The 18,419-nt window shown below is 64.5% G+C and carries 18 protein-coding genes and 1 pseudogene; 15 read left to right on the top strand and 4 right to left on the bottom strand.

Annotation, left to right across the window (positions count from 1 at the left end):
* The first annotated feature begins 65 nt into the window (after positions 1–65).
* From WS78_RS11215 to WS78_RS11195, 5 genes and pseudogenes are all read left to right on the top strand, one after another.
* Entirely contained in the window at positions 66–806 is a 741-nt protein-coding gene (locus tag WS78_RS11215; RefSeq protein ID WP_226377125.1) for a putative type VI secretion system effector, read from the top strand.
* A gap of 129 nt (positions 807–935) precedes the next feature.
* Positions 936–1,160 carry a hypothetical protein gene (locus WS78_RS11210; RefSeq protein WP_226377243.1) on the top strand — a complete coding sequence of 75 codons (225 nt, stop codon included), beginning with the start codon at positions 936–938 and terminating at the stop codon, positions 1,158–1,160.
* Positions 1,161–1,519: 359 nt separating this feature from the next.
* On the top strand, positions 1,520–2,245 hold the full coding sequence (locus WS78_RS11205) for a putative type VI secretion system effector (RefSeq protein ID WP_226377124.1): 726 nt from the start codon (positions 1,520–1,522) through the stop codon (positions 2,243–2,245).
* A gap of 540 nt (positions 2,246–2,785) precedes the next feature.
* Positions 2,786–2,893: pseudogene (locus tag WS78_RS38340) on the top strand (integrase core domain-containing protein); the annotation flags it as partial.
* Between the two features lie 416 nt (positions 2,894–3,309).
* Positions 3,310–3,573: a hypothetical protein gene (locus WS78_RS11195; RefSeq protein ID WP_038751355.1), complete on the top strand. Its 264-nt coding sequence runs from the start codon at positions 3,310–3,312 to the stop codon at positions 3,571–3,573.
* 467 nt (positions 3,574–4,040) lie between these two features.
* On the opposite strand, the gene WS78_RS11190 is transcribed toward WS78_RS11195, so the two are convergent.
* Positions 4,041–4,322 (bottom strand): H-NS histone family protein, encoded by a 282-nt coding sequence (locus WS78_RS11190; RefSeq protein ID WP_038751354.1) that lies wholly within the window; start codon positions 4,320–4,322, stop codon positions 4,041–4,043.
* Between the two features lie 104 nt (positions 4,323–4,426).
* Here WS78_RS11190 and WS78_RS11180 point away from each other — a divergent pair, with 104 nt between their 5' ends.
* Positions 4,427–4,693 carry a hypothetical protein gene (locus tag WS78_RS11180; protein WP_186448532.1) on the top strand — a complete coding sequence of 89 codons (267 nt, stop codon included), beginning with the start codon at positions 4,427–4,429 and terminating at the stop codon, positions 4,691–4,693.
* A 129-nt stretch (positions 4,694–4,822) separates the two neighbouring features.
* Here the strand turns inward: WS78_RS11180 and WS78_RS11175 are convergent, their stop codons facing one another.
* Positions 4,823–5,767 carry an amidohydrolase family protein gene (locus WS78_RS11175; protein WP_059583002.1) on the bottom strand — a complete coding sequence of 315 codons (945 nt, stop codon included), beginning with the start codon at positions 5,765–5,767 and terminating at the stop codon, positions 4,823–4,825.
* A 44-nt stretch (positions 5,768–5,811) separates the two neighbouring features.
* On the bottom strand, positions 5,812–7,077 hold the full coding sequence (locus WS78_RS11170) for an MFS transporter (RefSeq protein WP_038751352.1): 1,266 nt from the start codon (positions 7,075–7,077) through the stop codon (positions 5,812–5,814).
* Positions 7,078–7,497: 420 nt separating this feature from the next.
* Between WS78_RS11170 and WS78_RS11165 the strand changes: the two genes are divergently transcribed.
* On the top strand, positions 7,498–8,391 hold the full coding sequence (locus WS78_RS11165) for a LysR family transcriptional regulator (RefSeq protein ID WP_038751435.1): 894 nt from the start codon (positions 7,498–7,500) through the stop codon (positions 8,389–8,391).
* 495 nt (positions 8,392–8,886) lie between these two features.
* Here WS78_RS11165 and WS78_RS11155 read toward each other — a convergent pair whose 3' ends face one another.
* On the bottom strand, positions 8,887–9,195 hold the full coding sequence (locus WS78_RS11155) for a hypothetical protein (protein WP_226377123.1): 309 nt from the start codon (positions 9,193–9,195) through the stop codon (positions 8,887–8,889).
* Positions 9,196–9,218: 23 nt separating this feature from the next.
* Here WS78_RS11155 and WS78_RS11145 point away from each other — a divergent pair, with 23 nt between their 5' ends.
* The 8 genes from WS78_RS11145 (at position 9,219) to WS78_RS11105 (ending at position 18,416) form a co-directional block, all read left to right on the top strand.
* On the top strand, positions 9,219–9,764 hold the full coding sequence (locus tag WS78_RS11145) for a Csu type fimbrial protein (protein ID WP_059583186.1): 546 nt from the start codon (positions 9,219–9,221) through the stop codon (positions 9,762–9,764).
* 53 nt (positions 9,765–9,817) lie between these two features.
* Positions 9,818–10,378 carry a Csu type fimbrial protein gene (locus WS78_RS11140; RefSeq protein WP_038751350.1) on the top strand — a complete coding sequence of 187 codons (561 nt, stop codon included), beginning with the start codon at positions 9,818–9,820 and terminating at the stop codon, positions 10,376–10,378.
* An 81-nt stretch (positions 10,379–10,459) separates the two neighbouring features.
* Positions 10,460–10,993, top strand: coding sequence for a Csu type fimbrial protein (locus WS78_RS11135; protein ID WP_059583007.1), 534 nt, complete (start codon positions 10,460–10,462; stop codon positions 10,991–10,993).
* A 17-nt stretch (positions 10,994–11,010) separates the two neighbouring features.
* Positions 11,011–11,850, top strand: a complete 840-nt coding sequence (locus tag WS78_RS11130) for a fimbrial biogenesis chaperone (RefSeq protein ID WP_059583010.1) — start codon at positions 11,011–11,013, stop codon at positions 11,848–11,850.
* 122 nt (positions 11,851–11,972) lie between these two features.
* Complete coding sequence (locus tag WS78_RS11125; protein ID WP_394335880.1) at positions 11,973–14,312, top strand: fimbria/pilus outer membrane usher protein; 2,340 nt, start codon at positions 11,973–11,975, stop codon at positions 14,310–14,312.
* Positions 14,313–14,327: 15 nt separating this feature from the next.
* The gene (locus tag WS78_RS11120; protein ID WP_059583019.1) at positions 14,328–15,293 is read left to right on the top strand and encodes a Csu type fimbrial protein; all 966 of its coding nucleotides are present in this window, start codon (positions 14,328–14,330) and stop codon (positions 15,291–15,293) included.
* 414 nt (positions 15,294–15,707) lie between these two features.
* Positions 15,708–17,783: an ATP-binding protein gene (locus WS78_RS11110; RefSeq protein ID WP_038751345.1), complete on the top strand. Its 2,076-nt coding sequence runs from the start codon at positions 15,708–15,710 to the stop codon at positions 17,781–17,783.
* A complete protein-coding gene (locus WS78_RS11105) occupies positions 17,784–18,416 on the top strand; it encodes a response regulator transcription factor (protein ID WP_038751344.1) in 633 nt (210 codons plus the stop codon). It begins immediately after the preceding gene.
* Positions 18,417–18,419 lie beyond the last annotated feature (3 nt).

The raw sequence follows: 18,419 nt of genomic DNA, 5'->3' as shown, positions 1-18,419 counted from the left end.
TTGAATTCTATGTGCTCGTTCATGAGGTACAGCCGCGTTGGAGACGGAGGTTGTGTGGAGCTGTCGTGGTGAAGGGCGTGAGAGAACGAAATATGGATATCGATCGAGCTGTAGTGTTAAAGGGAAGGTTGAAGAATTTCAAAAAAAATAGAGTTGCGGTGGATTTTCTGTTGAGTGACATGGATCGATCGGCGGCGGGGCTTACCGCGGTGGCGTCGGCGCTGGTCGGTTCGGGTGGAGCAATCGGCTGGGCGTCATTGGCGGGCACCAAGGAGGAAGCGGACAAGGTTCAATTTGAGTTGGACGGAAAATTTTTTACGGGCTGGTTGATGTGGTCGCCCTTTCAGGACGACGAGGAAGTGGAAGTGGTGGCGGAACCTTTGAAAGATGGAACCTATCGTGCTTTTGCGATTCTTCGACCGTCGGACCACACGATTGCTCTGTATCCGCACTGTTCGCGTGGGAAGAGTGCGCACTTTAAGAACTCTTTCAAGTGGTTTATGCGGGGATTCCTCATTGTGTTCCTTATCTATTTTTTTGTGATGCTGGCAACATTTTGGGGAGAGGGGATCTGGCGAGAGTTTTTTATTGCACTGATCGGTGGCGGGTTGGGGGAATTTTTTGTTTATGGAGTTATCGCCTACAGCATGGCCAGAAGATTTTTGCCATTCGCCAACATGGCTGAGCAAATTTTTCATGTTTTAGGATGGCGAGACGCGGCGAAGATTGATTTGCCGGCTAGAAGCAAGATGGCAAGGAAAAAGGAAGGGAAGCCTGGGTTGGGGGTTCTGTATTTTAGATATTGATAATCGAGAAGCTTGGTTGGCGCGATATGAGTGGGGGCGAGAAATTGCGCTGGATGCCGCGAGGGGCTATGCACATGGGCTGGATGCAATCGCTTCTTGTGGAACTATGGGCTCGATGCGCATAGACCGATGAGCGAGCTGCCGCGCGAAGGACAACATAACAAGACGTGCCAGGAGCCGCAGTTCCCGCCAGAGATCGAGGCCGAATGCCAGGTTGGACCAAACGATCCGAACGTCTGCTGTATTCCCGCGTCGATCGGCGAATTCGCGGTGACGGTTCTGGGCTTCATGGAGCGCGCACAGGAAAAGGAGGGGCTTGCGCAAATGGCCGAAAGAGTAGCGCAGCGAGCGTAGTCGGAAAGAGAACCTCGCGATCGATGTGCGCGGTAGTGCCCATGGCGGTGGCAATCGTCGCCTGCGAGCGAAAAGTGCGTTGGCAAAATGTTATCTATTCATTCGAGGATGGCGTCGTCGACAGTCAATGGCGTTTCGCGTGTGTTTCCGTTGCGGCGAACAGCGTCAAAGACTAGATGGCACGGCTCATGCTGAGGTTGATCGAAGGTTCGAGCAAGTTTCATCGTTGACATTGGATATCCGGAAATTCTGCTTGTGCGCACGTCGATCGGACATGCCAGATCGACAAGGTTTTGTTTCCTCGAAGGTCGCGCCGACGGTTGGCCTCAAGTTCGAGGAGACGATGAAAAGAGAGGGCAATGTACATGAACTGCGATCGAGCAGTGATTCTGCATGGGACGATAGAGAAATTCAGTAAGCAGAGAACGACGGGGGATTTTCTGTTGGACGATTCCGATCGTTCGGCAGCCGGACTGACTGCAGTGGCTGCGGCGTTGGTTGGTTCTGGCGGTGCCATCGGGCTAGCAGCCCTGGCGGGGACGAAAGAAGAGGCCGACAGAATTCAGTTCGAGCTGGACGGGAAAAAGATATCGGGATGGTTGATGTGGTCCCCTTTCAATAATGGAGACGAAGTAGATGTTGTGGCGGAATTATTGCGAGATGGTACGTATCGAGCATTCGCGATGCTCAAGCCGCGTGATCGAATTATCGCTTTATATCCACATTGTTCGCGTGGCCGGATCGCACATTATATAAATACTCTGAAATGGTTTGTTTGGATTTTTGGGGGCATATTTTTGGCTTCTTGCTGCGTTATGGGTGTGATTTTCTGGGTGAATCATGACAGCGATTGGCGCGCTTTTGTTGGATTAATGGGCGATGGTGGCATAATTAGTTTCGTGATATATGCCATTATCGCATTTAGTATTTCAAGAAAATTCATGCCGTTTGTCAATATGGCTGAGGGGATTTTTCAGGCTTTAGGATGGCGCGATGCAAAAACGATTGATTTGCCCGCTAGAAGTAGGGACGCAAGGAAAGCAGAAGGTAAACCTGGCCTGGGGATTTTGTACTTCAAGTACTGAAATGCGGGAAGGACATGGATATGGGCCGACTGGTCGTGTTGCGCGGGACACTGAAAATTTTCATAAGGATCGGGTGATCGGAGATTTCTTGCTGAGCGACCTGGAATGGTAGTGGGCGGAGGTCTACTGATTATGGCTAACTGGCAAATCCAAGTTGCCATTATCGAGCTTCAAGTTGTTATTTTGTATTTTTGAATGATGATATTCGGAGTGCAATAAAAACTCTGTTTTTGATTGTAAAAAATATAAAAATAATGGCGATTTAAAAAGTATGAGACTTTCGATAAGGGTCTGGTGGCTGTTGGGTTTAAAGGTGAGGTCAATTCTGGTGAGGAAGAGGAAAAATCGCATGGATGACTGATGATATATGGATACGAATTGTGCAGTGGTATTGCGTGGAGTATTGGAAAATTTACGAAAGGAGCGAGCGGCTGGAGATTTTCTGTTGAGTGATTTGGACCGTTCAGCCGCTGGGCTGACGGCCGTGGCGTCGGCGTTGGCCGGTTCGGGCGGCGCGGTCGATTTGGCTTCTCTGGCGGGGACAAAAGACTCCGCGCCAAGGGGCTGATTGATGAATGGCGTACCGAGTACAACGCCGAGCGGCCTCATAGTTCGCTTGGCTATCTGACGCCTGCGCAGTTCGCCCAGGCGTACGATGAGAAGCAGCAGTTTTTAACCTCTGACTCTAACTACAGTCCGGACTAAAACCGAGGGCAGGCCGGTTTCGCATCTCGGGGCGACATCGTCGCACGTGCGTCGCGCGGCGGATGCCCGACGCGAATTCAACGCGCGTTCATTGCTTCGGATGGCGGACGATCGACGAGGGTCGGATGCGCAGTCCGGCATCGCCGCCTATCGCGCAGCCAGCAACCCGAAAGCGCGGGCGAAGCGCTTCGCACACGTGCCATTGTTTGCATTAGCGAAACGGACTGTTAAGCGTGACGGGAATGATCTATCGCGCGGAGCCGGGCATACTTTCGCGTGTCCCGTTGTTCTCAGTGTGCTCGAAGAGCGCGCCGTCAAAATTGAAACTCCGCGTTCTCAAATCGTCGTCCCTATCGATCGTGGTCAGCGCGCTGCTGCTGGCCGCATGTTCAAGCGCGTCCGACATCAGCGCAACCGAGAAGCCGAACGTCTACACCGTCGATTCGAGCTCGCGCGGCATTCTGCTGTCGTGGGCGGGTGCGCACGAGCGGGCCGTCAACGAAGCGACGAGCTACTGCGCGCAGCGCGGGATGCAAGCGAGCGTGAAGCGCGAATCCGTTGATCATGGAAGCGGGCCGCAAGGGCACGCGCAACTCGCGTTCGAGTGTCATCCGGCATTCTGAGCGACGGACGCGACCGACGGATGCAGCCGCGCATCGCGGGCGGCACGACGGCAAGCGCGCTCGCTGCTTGTTGCTCGGTTTCGTGCCGCAGCATGCCGCATGGCTGCGGCGCGGCAAGTGATACATGTTCCGTCGCATGTCGCCGCGCGTCTTCACCATGAAGCATGCTCGGCCAAGCACGATTTGCGGTCGGCGTTGCCCGGTCATTCGGGCATCGGCTTCGACGGCCGTGATTCTCGCGGTCGCACGACGGCGAGATCGTCTTTCTGCCTTCTTCGCACGCGGTTTCCGACCGCAACCGGCGAACGCGTCGGCGGCGTATCGTGTTTCGCGCGGCTGGCGCCCGGCCCCAATGAAAAAGCCCACACGGCTCGAACGAACGAGCGGTGTGGGCTTTTCGCGGCGGGAGAACGGCGGCGCTAGCGACGCGAGCAAACGTTGTCGAGCGCGGCCGCATTAAGCCGCGGTTACACGACGAATGCGGCGCGATCCTTCCCGGCGATCCACGAAGGCGGGCGGCCGCGGCCCGTCCACGTCGCGCCGGTCTTCGGGTCGCGATACTTCGGCTTGGGTTTGCCGCGGTGGCGCAACGCGCCGGCACGGCCGAACACTTCCTGCGTCGTGAGCTCGAATTCCTCGACGATTCGCTTCACTTCGGACAGCGCCGCGCTTCGTGCTTGCGTGCGCGCCGCATCCAGTTTGATCATCAGGGCTTCTCGTTCTACCAGAAGGTCGAGGTAAGTTTCCATCAAAAAAATGCTCCCTTGCCTGTCGGGATTCGATCGCGTCCCGTATCGGCCGGCAAATGTATGGGTGTGTTGGACGAATGACGACTAGCCGATTGCCCATCGGAATGAAGCGCGGCCCGATGCGGCGATCTGCGGTTGAAACGAAAAAAATGCGAACGGGTTTCGACGTCGATCGCGATGCCTTCCACGGTCAGGCGTTGGCGTTCCGCAAGCAGGCGATGCGTTTCCCGGCCTGCGTGCGGAGTGAAAAATCGATATCCGCAGGCGATGTCCGGTGTCCGTGCGAAAGCGCGTCGGCTCGACATTCGTTCGCGCGCGAAGCGCATCGGACAAGGGGCCGGATGATCGTCATTGGGATGGCGAAATTCTAATGGCCGGCATCAACGCGAACCAGCGGATGGAGCCGAGATATTCATAAATTTTCGACATACATCGGCGGCGCGAGCAGCGCGGCGAAACGATGTGCGGATGCGGTGTGCGGATGCGTCGAATGCAATCGTTTAGCTGTCGAAACGATACAGCGTGCGCGCCGAGTCGCAGAGAACGATGCGCCTGAGCGACGGATCGGGAACCCAGTCGTCGAGCGCCGAGCGCGTCGCACGGAAATCGGTTCGGTCGCGATGCTGCGTGTGCGGCCAGTCGCTGCCCCACACGAGGCGATTCGGCGCAAACGCGCCGAGCAGCTCGCGCGCCGCGCGCGTGCCGAACGCGGCGCCGTCGCCCGATTCGATGTTGCGATACGCGGCGGACAGCTTGACCCAGACTTGCCCCGTTCCGGCGATCGACAGCAGGAAGCGGAAGCCGGGATCGCGCGTGCCGAGATGCGGCGCCGGGCGCCCGAAATGGTCGACGACGACGCGGCACGACTGTTCGAGCAACGCGGGAATGATCGCGGGAAGATCCGCCGCGCGCCGATGTACTTCGACATGCCAATCGAGCGCGTTCGCCCGCGCGAGCAGCGCGCGCCACCGCGGCGCGGCGAAATCCGGAATCGGCAGGCCGACGAGATTCAGGCGGATGCCGACCACGTCGGTCGCCTCGAGCCGCGCGAATTCCTCCTCGGCCATGCACGGGTTCACGACCGCGACGCCGCGAAAGCGCTGCGGATAGCGTGCCAGCACGTCGACGAAGAAGTGATTGTCGGTGCCGAGAAAGCTCGGCTGAACGAGAACCGCGTGCGTGACGCCGGATGCGTTCAGATGCGCGACATACGATTCGAGCGTTGCGTCGTATTCCGGCGAGTGCCGCGCGCTCGGAATGCGCGGCAGGCTTCGCAGGAACACGTGCGCGTGCGAATCGACGGCTTCGATCGGCGCGATGCCGTCGCCGTACCACGCATCGACGAGCGGATCGCGCGCGTCGTGCGTGTCGCGCATGTGTCGTGCGCGCGTGGCGCAGGTGCGGCCCGTCGTTTCGACTGCCGGATCGTTGCTTGCCTGATCCATGAAAAACCCACGAAATGACGGGCGCCCGGCATGCCGGCCGGCTCCTACAGCGCCGCTTCGCGGATGCGCGGGTCGGGCTGCGGCGACTGGAAATCGCGCGCGCGCGTTTCGGGCAGGAACCAGGCGGCGATGAACACGAGCCCGTAAGCGATGCCCGCGTCGATGCCGAGCGCGAGGCCGAGCGGCATCGACGTCCCCATGTGCCCGACGAGCACGGGGAAGATCGCCGATGCGACGCGGCCGAAGTTGTAGCAGAAGCCGACGCCGCGACCGCGCACGTTCCTCGGATAGAGCTCGTTGAAGAGCGCGCCGAGCGTGGCCGGGATGCCGGCAGCGAAGAAGCCGAGCGGAAAGCCGAGCAGCAGCATCGCGAGGTTGTCGAGCGGCAGCAGCACGTACAGATTGACCGTCACGACGCAGCAGGCGGAGAACAGCATCAGGTTCTTGCGGCGGCCGATGCGGTCCTGCAAGTACGCGCTCGTCATGCACCCGACGATGAACGCGACGATGATCACGGCGAGATACGCTCCCGTGCCGAGCACCGACAGATGGCGCTCGGTCTTCAGATAGGTCGGCAGCCAGGTCGTGATCGCGTGATAGCCGCCGTGCGCACCGACGCCGATCAGGCCGCCGACGATCGTCATCCTGAGCACGGACGGATCGAAGATGCTCGTTGCCGGTTGCGCGGGCGCCGCGTCGGCGGCCGACGCGATCGTGTCGGCGCGCGGCGGCTCGGGAATGGCGCGCCGGATGTACAGCACGAGCAGGGCGGGCAGCACGCCGATCGCGAACAGCACGCGCCACGCCCATTCGGGCGGCAGCCACGAAAAGATCAGCGTATAGAGCAGCACCGCGCCGCCCCAGCCGAAGCCCCAGGCGCTCTGCACGATCCCCATTGCCTTGCCGCGGTGCCGCGCACGCATCGTCTCGCTCAGGAGCACGGCACCCGCCGTCCATTCGCCGCCGAAGCCGAGCCCTTGCAGCGCCTTCAGCACCAGCAGTTGCTCGAAGTTCTGCGCGAACGCGCTGAGGAACGTGAACAGCGAGAACCAGCACACGGTGATCTGCAGCGCGCGCACGCGGCCGAAGCGATCGGCGATCGCGCCGGCGAGCAATCCGCCGATCGCACCCGCGGCGAGCGTCGCGCCGCCGATGAGGCCCGCCTGCCCCTTGCCGATGCCCCAGGACGTCAGCAATGCGGGGATGACGAGGCTGAACATCTGCGTGTCGACGCCGTCGAGCGCCCAGCCGGAAAAACATCCTTTGAATGTACGTCTTTCAACGGGCGATATTTCTTTGTACCAGCTCACTCATGCTCTCCGGAATGATGTCGCCATAAGCGATTGGAAAAAGCCCGCATCATATCGTCATATTTTATCGAGAGGTAAACGATATATGCATCACGAAGTCGAGCATTATTGATAAAAGAAAATTATGATTGCGTATTTCGCCGTGACGTCGATCGCGTGAGGCGAAATGTTGCGCGAACGTTTGCGTGGCGTCGGCGTCTGTGGATTCAGGATCGTTTTGGTACGATTGATTCGGATATTTGAAATTGTTCGTCGAATAATTCTGTTTGGTTGAATGATGATGAGATTGAAAATGCGCCGGCCGAATTCGTCTATTGAAGGCGGGCGCGGAATGAAATCGTGTATTCGCAATACGTGTCCATCGTCTCGGCGATGCGGCGGCGCGGCCGTCGGAACGCAATCTCGTGGCGCTGCGTGATTATGGAATCCAAGCATCTTCGATACTTCCTTGCGATTGCGGACACGGGCAGCCTGACTCACGCGGCGATCCGCTTGGGCGTCGCGCAGCCCGCGCTCAGTCACGCGCTGACGAAAATGGAGCGCGAGCTCGGCGTGAAGCTGTTCGAGCGTTCGAGGCGCGGCGCGGCGCTGACGACGGCGGGCGAAGCGATCGTCGACGACATTCGCCTGAGCCTCGCGCGGATGGACGCCGCCGCGCGGCGCGCGAGCGAGATCGGCGCGCAGCGGGCGGGGCGGCTGAGCGTGGGCTTCGTGTCCGCCGCGCTGTTCGATACGCTGCCTTCCGCGGTGTGCGCGTTGCGCGCGGCCACGCCGCGCGTCGATCTCGTGATGCGCGAGATGAGCAATGCGGAGCAGGTCGTCGCGCTCGAGCGCGGCGAGATCGACATCGGCATTCTGCACACGCCCGTCGCGATCGGCGGTCCCGTCAACGAGAAGCTGATCCGGCGCGATCCGCTGATCGCGGTGATTCCGAAGTCGTTTCCGCGCCAGCCGGACGGCACGATCACGCTGCGGGAGCTGTCGCGCGCCGGGCTCATCTGGTTCCCGCACGAGCAACTGCCGTCGATACGCGCGGCGATCCTCAGCGCGTTCCGGCTCGCCGGCCATCCGATCGAGATCGTCCAGGACGTGAACCGCACGCTGACCGTGATCGCGTGCGTCGCGGCGGGCTGCGGCGTGTCGCTGCTGCCGTCGTCGATCCGCACGCTGACGTTCGAGGGCGTCGAGTTCAGTCCGGTCTCGGATGGGCAGGCGCTGCCCGAATTTCCGTTGACGGCCATCTGGCCGAAGCGATCGCGCCGAACGCTCGCCGACCGGTTCGCCGAACTGCTGCCTCAGTTCCAGCCGAACTGAGCGGGCGGGCGAAATGGCCGGCTGCGGCGCGCGCGCGGCCTGTCTTCGACGGCGCGACGCGACGCGTCGCGCCCGCGCCGCTGATCGTCCGGATGTCGGAATATTCGAATTGCTCAATATACGAATTTCGGAAATTAATTCGTGATTCGAATTGATGTGCGAAATTTCGGCCTGCGAAAGTCAAGATTTAATATTTCGGTTTCCCTATCGATTGGGCGGGCGAAAATTTTGGTCTCGCCAAAATAGATGGTCTTTCGTGCGCACGGTATCTTTTGGTGATGCGAACCCGAATCGGCGGAATTCGATATTTCCCGTCGCATAAATCCAATTTCTCTTGTTTCGTTTCCGATCGTTCGATGACGCTTGCGTGCCGCGCCTAACGCGGCGCCGGTCGAGCCGATCGCGTTTCAAATGCGAGATTTGGCGCGCCAGAATGAATCTTTAAATATTGTCAAATTTACCTAAACTCGGATTATTCCGATGGTAACAATTACTCTAACCATTCATCATCCATTCAATTATATTTTCGATGGAATCGGGGCGCGGTTCCGAAATAACCGCAATCGAGTAGACCAATCGGATCGGCTTCAACCAATTAAAACCGAGCCGGCCGAATTCCAATCCGATCTTGCCTGCCGCGGCGGCGGCGCGCGATGCGCCGCCGTTGGTCCGCGCTCGTCCGAACGCATGGCGGCGCGAGCCGAGTGCCGGGCGGCGGCGCATGTATCGCGCGCAAGGCGACGGGGCCGCCGCGCGCGGCCGGCGCGCGGCGATTGGGCCATCGAAAAACAACGACGAAATCAACGGGCGATCGTGTGGAGAGCGAAATGCGCAAGCGTGTGGTGCAGACGATGGGCGGGGCGGCATTCATGCTGGCTTTCGCGACCGTCTCGGCCGGGCAACTGACCGGCGCGATGCAGGTGAATTTGCAGGTCAGTCGCGGATGCGAGGTCGCGGGCGTTGCCGGAAGCGCGGATTTGGGCCGGCTGGATTTCGGCGCGCACGGACCGCTCTGGTCCGACTACCTGGCGGCCGACGGCCGCGCGACGTCGAACGGCGCGGTGCGCGTCGTGTGCAGTCCGGACGTCGACGGCTTTCTGGTCTCGATCGACAGCGGCCGCAACGGGGACCAGTCGGCCCGCTATCTGGTGACGCGCGGCGCGCACGGGCGCGTCGTCGGCCGGATTCCGTACCACGTGTACCGCGACGCGGCGCGCAGCGTGCCATACGTGCCGCTCATGCCGCAGTCGTTTCTCGTCGATGGGCGGCAGGACGACGTGACGCTGCCGCTCTTCGGCGTCGTCAACGGCATGACGCGCGCGATGCCGTCCGGGGCCTACGAGGATTTGCTCGGGATCACGCTCGACTGGTGATCCGGAGCGGGTAAGCAGCAACAGTTCTTTTTCACCACACAGAAGGAAACAAGATGAAGGCTCACTGGAAAGTCTGGGCGGCCGTCGCCTGCGTGTCGGTTTGCGCAGGCGTGCAGGCGCAAACCAGCCCGCTCACGGGGACGGTCAACTCGCAGCTCGTGCTGACGACGGGCTGCGCGGTCGATACGGGCGGCGGTTCTGTCGGCGCGACGAACTTCGGCACGCTCGACTTCGGCACGCAGCCGAGCGGCTTCACGGGCCAGCTCTCGAGCGCGGCGAAGGGCGGCGGCTCGACGTCGACGCAAGTCACGTGCTCGCCGGACGTCACGTCGATCCAGGTGACGATCGACGGCGGCCAGAACGCGTCGAAGGGCGCGGCCGTCGGCACGGGCACGCGCGCGCTCGCGAACGGCGCGAGCTTCGTGCCGTACGAAGTCTATGCGGACGCGGGCCACTCGCAGCACTACGTCGCGGGCACGCCGCAATCGGTGTCGGTGCCGACGCCGGGCGCCGCATTCGAGCTGCCGCTTTACGGTGTCGTCAACAAGACGAGCTCGTCGGCGCTCGCCGCGGGCACGTACGTCGATGTGCTGAACGTCACGCTCGGCTGGTGAGCGAGCGCATCGACTCCGTTCAGTCCGGCCTCGCGGCGCGCATACGAGCAAGCCGCGAGGCGATCCCAGATTCCGATCGTCATGTCGACCTTTGAGCGAGTGGTTTTCCTGCTGTGCGCCGCGTTGCTGCCGGTTGTTCCGGCGATTGGCCGGGCCGACACGCTGTTGCCCAGAACCCAGGCCTTCACGGTCAGCGCGCAGATTGTCGCGGGCTGCGGCGTCGCGGGCGGCGGGCCGACGAGCGGCCTGAGCTTCGGCACGCTCGATTTCGGCGCGCATCCGGCCGTCGCGACGGGGCAGGCGAGCGCGGCGGTCGGCGGCGGCGCATTGCAGATCGAATGCTCGCCCGGCTCGACGCTGAAGATGACGATCGACGGCGGCGCGAACGCGAGCGCGGGCAACACGCAGCGCAATCTGGCGAGCGGCGGCGCGCGCGTCGCATATCAGCTGTATTCGGACGCCGGACACACGCAGGCGATCGCGATCGGGCAGGCGGTGTCGCTGCCCGTGTCCGGGACGATCACGCTGCCGATCTACGGCGCGCTGACGCTGCCGGGCGGCGGCGCGCCCGCCGGCACGTACACCGACACCGCGCAGGTCACGCTCAGTTATTAATCAATCAGGAATCCGTGATGAAAGTTTCGAGATCGCCCGGCATGCCGGCGCGAGCCGCACGCATGTTGCGCCGCGCGCTCGTCGGCGCGGCGGCCGCGGCGGCGTTGGTCGCGCCGCACGCGCATGCGGCGACGTCCGTGATGATCTGGCCGATCGATCCCGTGATCGACAGCGATCAGCGCGCGGCGGCGTTATGGCTCGAGAACCGCGATCGCCGGCCGGTGACGCTGCAGGTGCGCGTGCTCGGCTGGCGCGAAGCGAACGGCGAGGATGTCTACGACGAGAGCCAGCAGCGCATCGCGGGCAGCCCGCCGATGGCGACTGTGCCGCCCGGCAAGCGCCAGTTGATCCGGCTGACCCGCCTCGCGGACGCCGCGCCCGGCACCGAGGAGGCGTACCGTGTGCTGATCGACGAGATCCCGCAGCCGGACGACGACGCGCGGAACGCCGCGAACGAGACGGCGCTGGGCGTGAAGTTCCAGATGCATTACTCGGTGCCGCTCTTCGTGTACGGCGACGGCCTGTGGACGAAGGAGAACCCGGACGAGCGTCGCGACCCTGCGACGGCGGGGCGGCCCGCCCTCCGGTGGCGCATCGTGCACGACGGCGGCAAGCGCTGGCTCGTCGTGTCGAACCGCGGCCCCGTGCATGCGCGGATCACGCGCGCGGCGTTCGAATCGAACGGCTCGCGCGCCGATTTGGCGCGCGGCCTGCTCGGCTACGTGCTGCCCGGCGCGCAGATGCGCTGGGCGCTGCCCGAGAGCATGAAGCTCAATTCCAATTCCAAGCTGGTCGCCACCGTCAACGGCGTGGCCGATCTCGCGATCGACGTGGACGGCGCCGCTTCGAACCGGTAATCCGCATCACGACACAAGCGACGACGTCGCGACGGGGAAATGCCTTGAAGCGGTACAACGGGTACAACGAACACAGAACGAGAAGACTGCCGCGACGGCGCGCGGCGGCGTGGGCGGTGGGAATGGCGTTCGCGGCGGCGGGGGACGTGCACGCGAACGAGCCGATGACGCTCGCGGAGAGCTTCGGCCGCGCGCTGCCGCCCGCGGGCGGCGCGGCGACGCGCGGCACGTTGTACCTCGAGCTCGTCGTCAACGAGCTGTCGACCGGGCGGATCGTGCCGATCCGCTATCGGGACGGCGTCTACTACGCGCGCGCGGGCGATCTCGCGCAGGCGTCGGTGCGCACGCACGCCGAACCCGACGCGCTCGTCGATCTGTCGACGCTCGACGGCGTGCAAGTCGAATACGAGAGCGGCGAGCAGCGCCTGAAGCTGAGCGTGCCGCCCGACTGGCTGCCGCAGCAGGCGGTCGGCTCGCGGCGGCTGTACGACCGCACGCCCGCGGCCGTGAGCTTCGGGCTCCTGTTCAATTACGACGTGTACGCGAATTCGCCGACGCTCGGCACGAGCTACACGTCCGCATGGACCGAAGCGCGGCTGTTCGACAAGTGGGGCACCGTGACGAACACGGGTGTCTATCGGCGCGATTACGGCGGCAGCGGCGGCGTCGCGAGCAACCGCTATCTGCGCTACGACACGTCCTGGCGCTACTCGGATCAGGACCGCATGCTCACGTACACGGCGGGCGACGTGATTACGGGCGCGCTGTCGTGGTCGAGCGCGGTGCGTCTGGGCGGCGTGTCGATCGAGCGCGACTTCAAGGTGCGCCCCGACATCGTCACGTATCCGCTGCCGCAGTTCTCGGGCCAGGCCGCGGTGCCGACCGCCGTCGATCTCTTCATCAACGGCAGCAAGACGACGACGGGGCAGGTGAATCCGGGGCCGTTCACGCTGAACAACGTGCCGTTCATCAACGGCGCGGGCGAGGCGACCGTCGTGACGACCGACGCGCTCGGCCGCCGGGTCGCGACGACGATTCCGTTCTACGTCGCGAACACGCTGCTGCAGAAGGGGCTCTCGGACTATTCGCTGTCGGTCGGCGCGATGCGGCGCGACTATGGCATCCGCTCGTTCTCGTACGGCAAGTTCGCGGCGTCGGGCACCGCGCGCTACGGCCTCACCGATTACCTGACGATCGAAGGCCATGCGGAGGGCGGCGAACGCTTCGCGCTCGGCGGCCTCGGGTTCGACGTCGGCGTCGGCATGTTCGGCGTGCTCAACGTCGCGGCGACGCAGAGCCGTCTCGCCGGCGCGTCCGGCCGGCAGTACGCGTTCGGCTACAGCTATTCGTCGCAGCGCTTCAGCGTGGCGCTGCAACGGATTCAGCGCACCGACGGGTTTCGCGATCTGTCGGTCTACGACTTGCCTTCGGACGTCGCGTACCGGCTCGTGCGCAGCAGCACGCAGGCCACGGGCGCGCTCAATCTCGGCGCGATCGGCGGCACGCTCGGCGCCGGCTATTTCGACGTGCGCGGCGCCGACGGCGCGCGCACGCGGATCGCGAACCTGTCGTACACGCGTCCGATCTTGCGGCGCGCGACGCTCTACGCGTCGGTGAACAAGACGATCGGCGACCACGGCTTCGCCGCGCAAGTGCAACTGATCGTGCCGCTCGGCGACAAGGGCGTCGTGACGGGCTCGCTCGCGCGCGATCAGAACAACAGCGTCAGCGAGCGCGTGCAGTACAGCCGCAGCGTGCCGAGCGACGGCGGCTTCGGCTGGAACCTCGCGTACGCGGGGGGCGGTTCGCACTATCAGCAGGCGGACGCGACGTGGCGCAACCGCTACTTCCAGGTGCAGGGCGGCGCGTACGGCTACGGCGCGGGGCGCGGCTATGCGCGCTGGGGCGAGATGCAGGGCTCGGTCGTCGTGATGGACGGCGCGATGCTGCCCGCGAATCGCGTCGACGACGCGTTCGTGCTGATCGACACGCAAGGCCGCAAGGGCGTGCCCGTGCGCTACGAGAACCAGCTCGTCGGCAAGACGGACGGCGGCGGCCATCTGCTCGTGCCGTGGGCGCCGTCGTATTACGCGGGCAAGTACGAAATCGATCCGCTCGAGCTGCCGAGCAACGTGCGCGTGCCGGTCGTCGAGCAGCGCGTGGCCGTGCGCGACCGCGGCGGCGCGCTCGTCACGTTCCCGATCGAGAAGATCGTCTCCGCGCAAATCTCGCTCGTCGACGCCGCGGGCCGGCCGATCGGCATCGGCTCGCGCGTGCTGCACGAGGAGAGCGGCCAGACCGCGCTCGTCGGCTGGCAGGGCGAGACTTATTTCGAAGGCTTGTCCGCGGTCAATCATCTGCGCGTGACGACGCCGGACGGCCGCACGTGCCGAGCGACGTTCGATGCCGACGTCGACGCGGCTAGGATGAACCGCATCGGCCCGCTCGCGTGCGGCGAATAACGACAGGATTCATCGATGAAGCCATTCTGCCAATTCGTCGTGCGCGTCGCGGCGGCGCTCGCGCTCGGTCTTTTCGCGGCGATGCACGCGCACGCGACGTGCTCGGTCGTGAGCGCGGCCCCCGCGTCGTTCGGCACGGTCACGTCGTTCGTCGCCGCGAGCCAGCCGCAGTCGACGTCGACGACGAGCAGCGGCCTGTCGTGCTCGGGCGCGCTGCTCGGCCTGTTCGTGATCGGCGACCAGATCAACGCGACGATCACGTCGGCCAACGGCGGCAAGCTCGTCGGCCCGACGGGGGACGCGGTGCCGTACGCGGCGTTCGCCGACCAGAACTATTCGATCAAGCTCGACTACAGCACGACCTACAACTGGGCGAGCGGGCAGTTGCTGAACCTGCTCGGGATCTTCGGCGGCCCCGCGAAGACGCTGCCGCTGTATTTCCGCACGATCCAGGGCAGCAATGTCGCGGCGGGCACGTACGCCGACACGCTGACGATCGCGTGGAGCTGGGACTACTGCAGCGGGATCGGCATTCTCGGCCTCTGTCTCGGCCGCGACCGGGGCTCGGGCACGGCCGTCGTGCCGGTCACGCTCACCGTGACGAACGATTGCGTGATCGTCGCGCCCGACGTGAACTTCGGTTCCGCGCCGACGGTCGCGAGCTTCGCGCCGGTGACGGGCAGCGTGTCGCTCACCTGCACGAAGGGGATGGTCTACACGGTCGGCCTCACCAGCGGCGCGAATCCGCACGCGAGCGGGCGCCGGCAGATGGCGAACGGCGCGAACCGGCTGCAGTACGACATCTTCGGCTCGGGCGGCGGCGCGGTGTGGGGGCAGTCGACGAACCGCGCGGGCAGCGGCGCGGCGGCCGACGGCCGATCGGCGCAGCAGTTTCCGTACACCGCGCGGATCTACTCGGATCAGCAGACGCCCGCCGTCGGCACGTATACGGACAGTGTGGTGATCGACGTGCGCTATTAGCCGAAAATCGGCGTTTTCTGAAAATCGTTTCGGACATGCGAATCGAGTCGGACGGGGGGATATGGAGGTGAGCGGAAAAGCCGGAACAGTTTTTTTCGTTTTCGAACGAAGCGTAGATTTGACGATGTGCGAAGCCCGAAACGGCCAATTCGGGCGCGAGAATATCGCCCTGCGCATGCGTTGATCGCCGACTTTCGCGTGTCGGCCGTCCCATTTTCGTTCCGGGCCGGCCGCGGGCGGACGCCGCCGCTCTGCGCTGCGCGCCATCGAATCGAGGAATCGGAGAAAGCGCACGTGCGATGGGATAAACGACCCTACCCATAAATGGAACGGCGACAAGAAAAAGGAGGTGCGAGTTTTTTCCGGAAACGGAAGAGATGCGTATTCTGACGAGGTTCCATATGGGATAAAGGTATGAAAAGCGACGGCTTTTGCGGAGGCAAATTCTGTCGACGCATACTGGTGTGCATCTCCGCAGCAGCGCTCGCGTTCTTGACGCTGCCGCAGGCTTCCGCGCGGGTGCAGGACAGCATGCTGATCGCGGCGACGCCCTGCAAGTGGACGCATCTGTACCCGTTGCTTTGGGGAGGCAGCCACGTGCTCGTCGCGCTGCTGAGCTACGGATGGGCGCACCGCGATCTGAAGCGCCTGCAGGCGGCGCTGCGCGCGAGCCGGGGCTCGCTCGCGACCGCGAGCCACGAGCTGCGCGCGCCCGTCAACGGCATGCTCGCGCTCGTCGAGCTGCTGAAGAAGGGGCTGCTCGCGCCGGAGCAGCAACGGCTGCTGAGTCTCGTGCAGGACTCGGGGCAGTCGCTCGCGCGCGTGCTGAACGACATTCTCGATCACGCGAGCATCGAGGCGGGGCAGTTCGCGATCGAGAAGACGCGCGTGGACGTGCGCGAGCTCGTCGACAGCGTGACCGCGATGCTCGCGGTGCAGGCGCAGCGCAAAGGCTTGCGAATCAGGCTATACGTCGACGCTGACGTGCCGGCCGCCGTGCTGACGGACGGCAATCGGCTGCGGCAGATTCTCGTCAACCTGATCGGCAACGGCATCAAGTACACGGAGCGCGGCAGCGTGTCGGTGCGCGTGCGCGCGGCGCACGAGGCCGACGGCTCGGTCGAGATCGTCGCGACGATCGTCGATACGGGAATCGGCATCGCCGCCGACGAGCTGCGGCGGCTCTTCACGCCGTTCGTGCGCGCGGCGCGCGGCGCGCGGCGCACGGAATCGGGAACGGGGCTCGGGCTTGCGATCGCGCGCAAGCTCGCGAGATTGCTGGGAGGAGACGTGACGCTGTCAAGCGAGGAAGGCAGGGGAACGACGGCGACGGCGCGCATCCGCTGCGCGGTCGCGGCGCGCGGCTACGCGCCGGATGCGCTCGCCGGGCGCGTGGTGTCGATCGACGTCGGCGATCCGGCGGCCGCGGCGACGCTCGCCGCCTACGCGCGCGCCGCGGGCGTGCGGCTCGCCGCGCGCGGCGCGACGGACGTCGACGCGGTGGTGTGCGACGAGGCGCGCGTCGACGCGGCGCGGCCGCAGATCGGCTGGGTCGGCGTGACCGACGCGGCGCAGCCCGCCGGCTGGCTCGACGACGGCACGCACGTGCGGCTGAGCAGCAACCCGCTCGGCTGGCGCGCGTTCACCGAGAGCCTGCGCGCCGCGCTCGACGCGCGGGATGCGGCGTGCGCACGCGCGGCGACGGGAAGCGAGCCGCGCGCGTACCGCGTGCTCGTCGTCGACGATCAGGAAATGAACCGCGTCGTGATCGGCTACCAGCTCGACGCGCTCGGCCATCGCGCGCGCCTCTGCGGCGGCGGCGAAGAAGCGTTGCGCGCGCTCGAGGCGGGCGCGTTCGACGTCGTGCTCACCGACTGCCGGATGCCGGGCATGGACGGCGTCGCGCTGACGGCGGCGATCCGCGCGCATCCGGATGCGCGCGTGCGCGCGACGCCCGTCGTCGGCGTGACGGCGCTCGTGTCGGACGCCGAATACGCGCGCTGCGTCGCGGCCGGCATGACGTTGTGCATCGGCAAGCCGACGACGCTCGACGCGCTCGAGCGCGCGCTCGTCGATGCGATCGAGCCCGCGCCCGCGCTGCGCTTCGATCCGTCGCGCATCGACGCGACGCGCCTGCTCGCGGGATTCGGCGCGTCGTCCGCGCACGGCGCGGCGCGCGACGCGATCCTGCTTGCGTGCCGCCGCGCGCTCGAGCGCGACCGGGATGCGCTGACGCGCCATTTGCGCGACGGCCTGTCCGAGCGCGAGCTGCGCGCGTGGTGCCACACGGCGCGCGGCACGTACGGCCTGTTCGGCCAGGCGCACGTCGATGCGCTGCTCGACGAATTCCACCATCTGCTCGCGGCGGGCGACGCCCGCGCGATCCGCGGCGCGGTCCGGGACACGCTCGCGATGGTGAACCATCTGCTGCGCTGCGTTGCGCATCCGGCGCAATCGCGCGATCGCGGCGATCCAAAAGGAGGAAGGTAAATGAGCGTTCAAGTGTTGATCGCGGACGACCATCCGCTCGTGCTGTTGGGCGTGCGTCACATGCTGGCGGACATGGCCGACGTGTCGATCGTCGGCGAGGCGCACGATCCGGCGGGGCTGCTCGCGCGGCTCGCGGCCACGCCGTGCGACATCGTCATCACCGATTTCGCGATGCCCGACCAGCCGGCCGCGGACGGCCTCGCGATGCTGACCGCGATCCGCGACGGCCATCCTTCGGTGCGCGTGATCGTTCTGACGATGCTCGACAACCCGGTGCTGATGCGCACGATGCGCCAGGCGGGCGCGCTCGCGGTGCTGAGCAAGCGGGGCGACCTCGACGAGCTGCCGCGCGCGCTCGCCGCCGTGTGCCAGGGGCGGACATTCGTCGGCACGCACGCGGGCGCGGCGAGCGGGCTCGCGATGCGCGCGACGGACGCGCCGCCGCAGCTGAGCCCGCGCGAGATCGAGGTCGTGCGCCTCTGCGCGACCGGCATGACGATGACCGACATCGCGCACCGCTATGGCCGCAGCATCAAGACGGTCAGCACGCACAAGCACAATGCGATGGGCAAGCTCGGGCTGAAGTCCGACGTCGATCTGTTCATGTACGCGTCGGAGAACGGGCTCGTGTGACGG

Source organism: Burkholderia savannae (genome assembly GCF_001524445.2).
GTDB lineage: Bacteria > Pseudomonadota > Gammaproteobacteria > Burkholderiales > Burkholderiaceae > Burkholderia > Burkholderia savannae.
The sequence above is the reverse complement of the archived record's forward strand: the minus strand, read 5'-3'. Positions and strand labels throughout refer to the sequence as shown.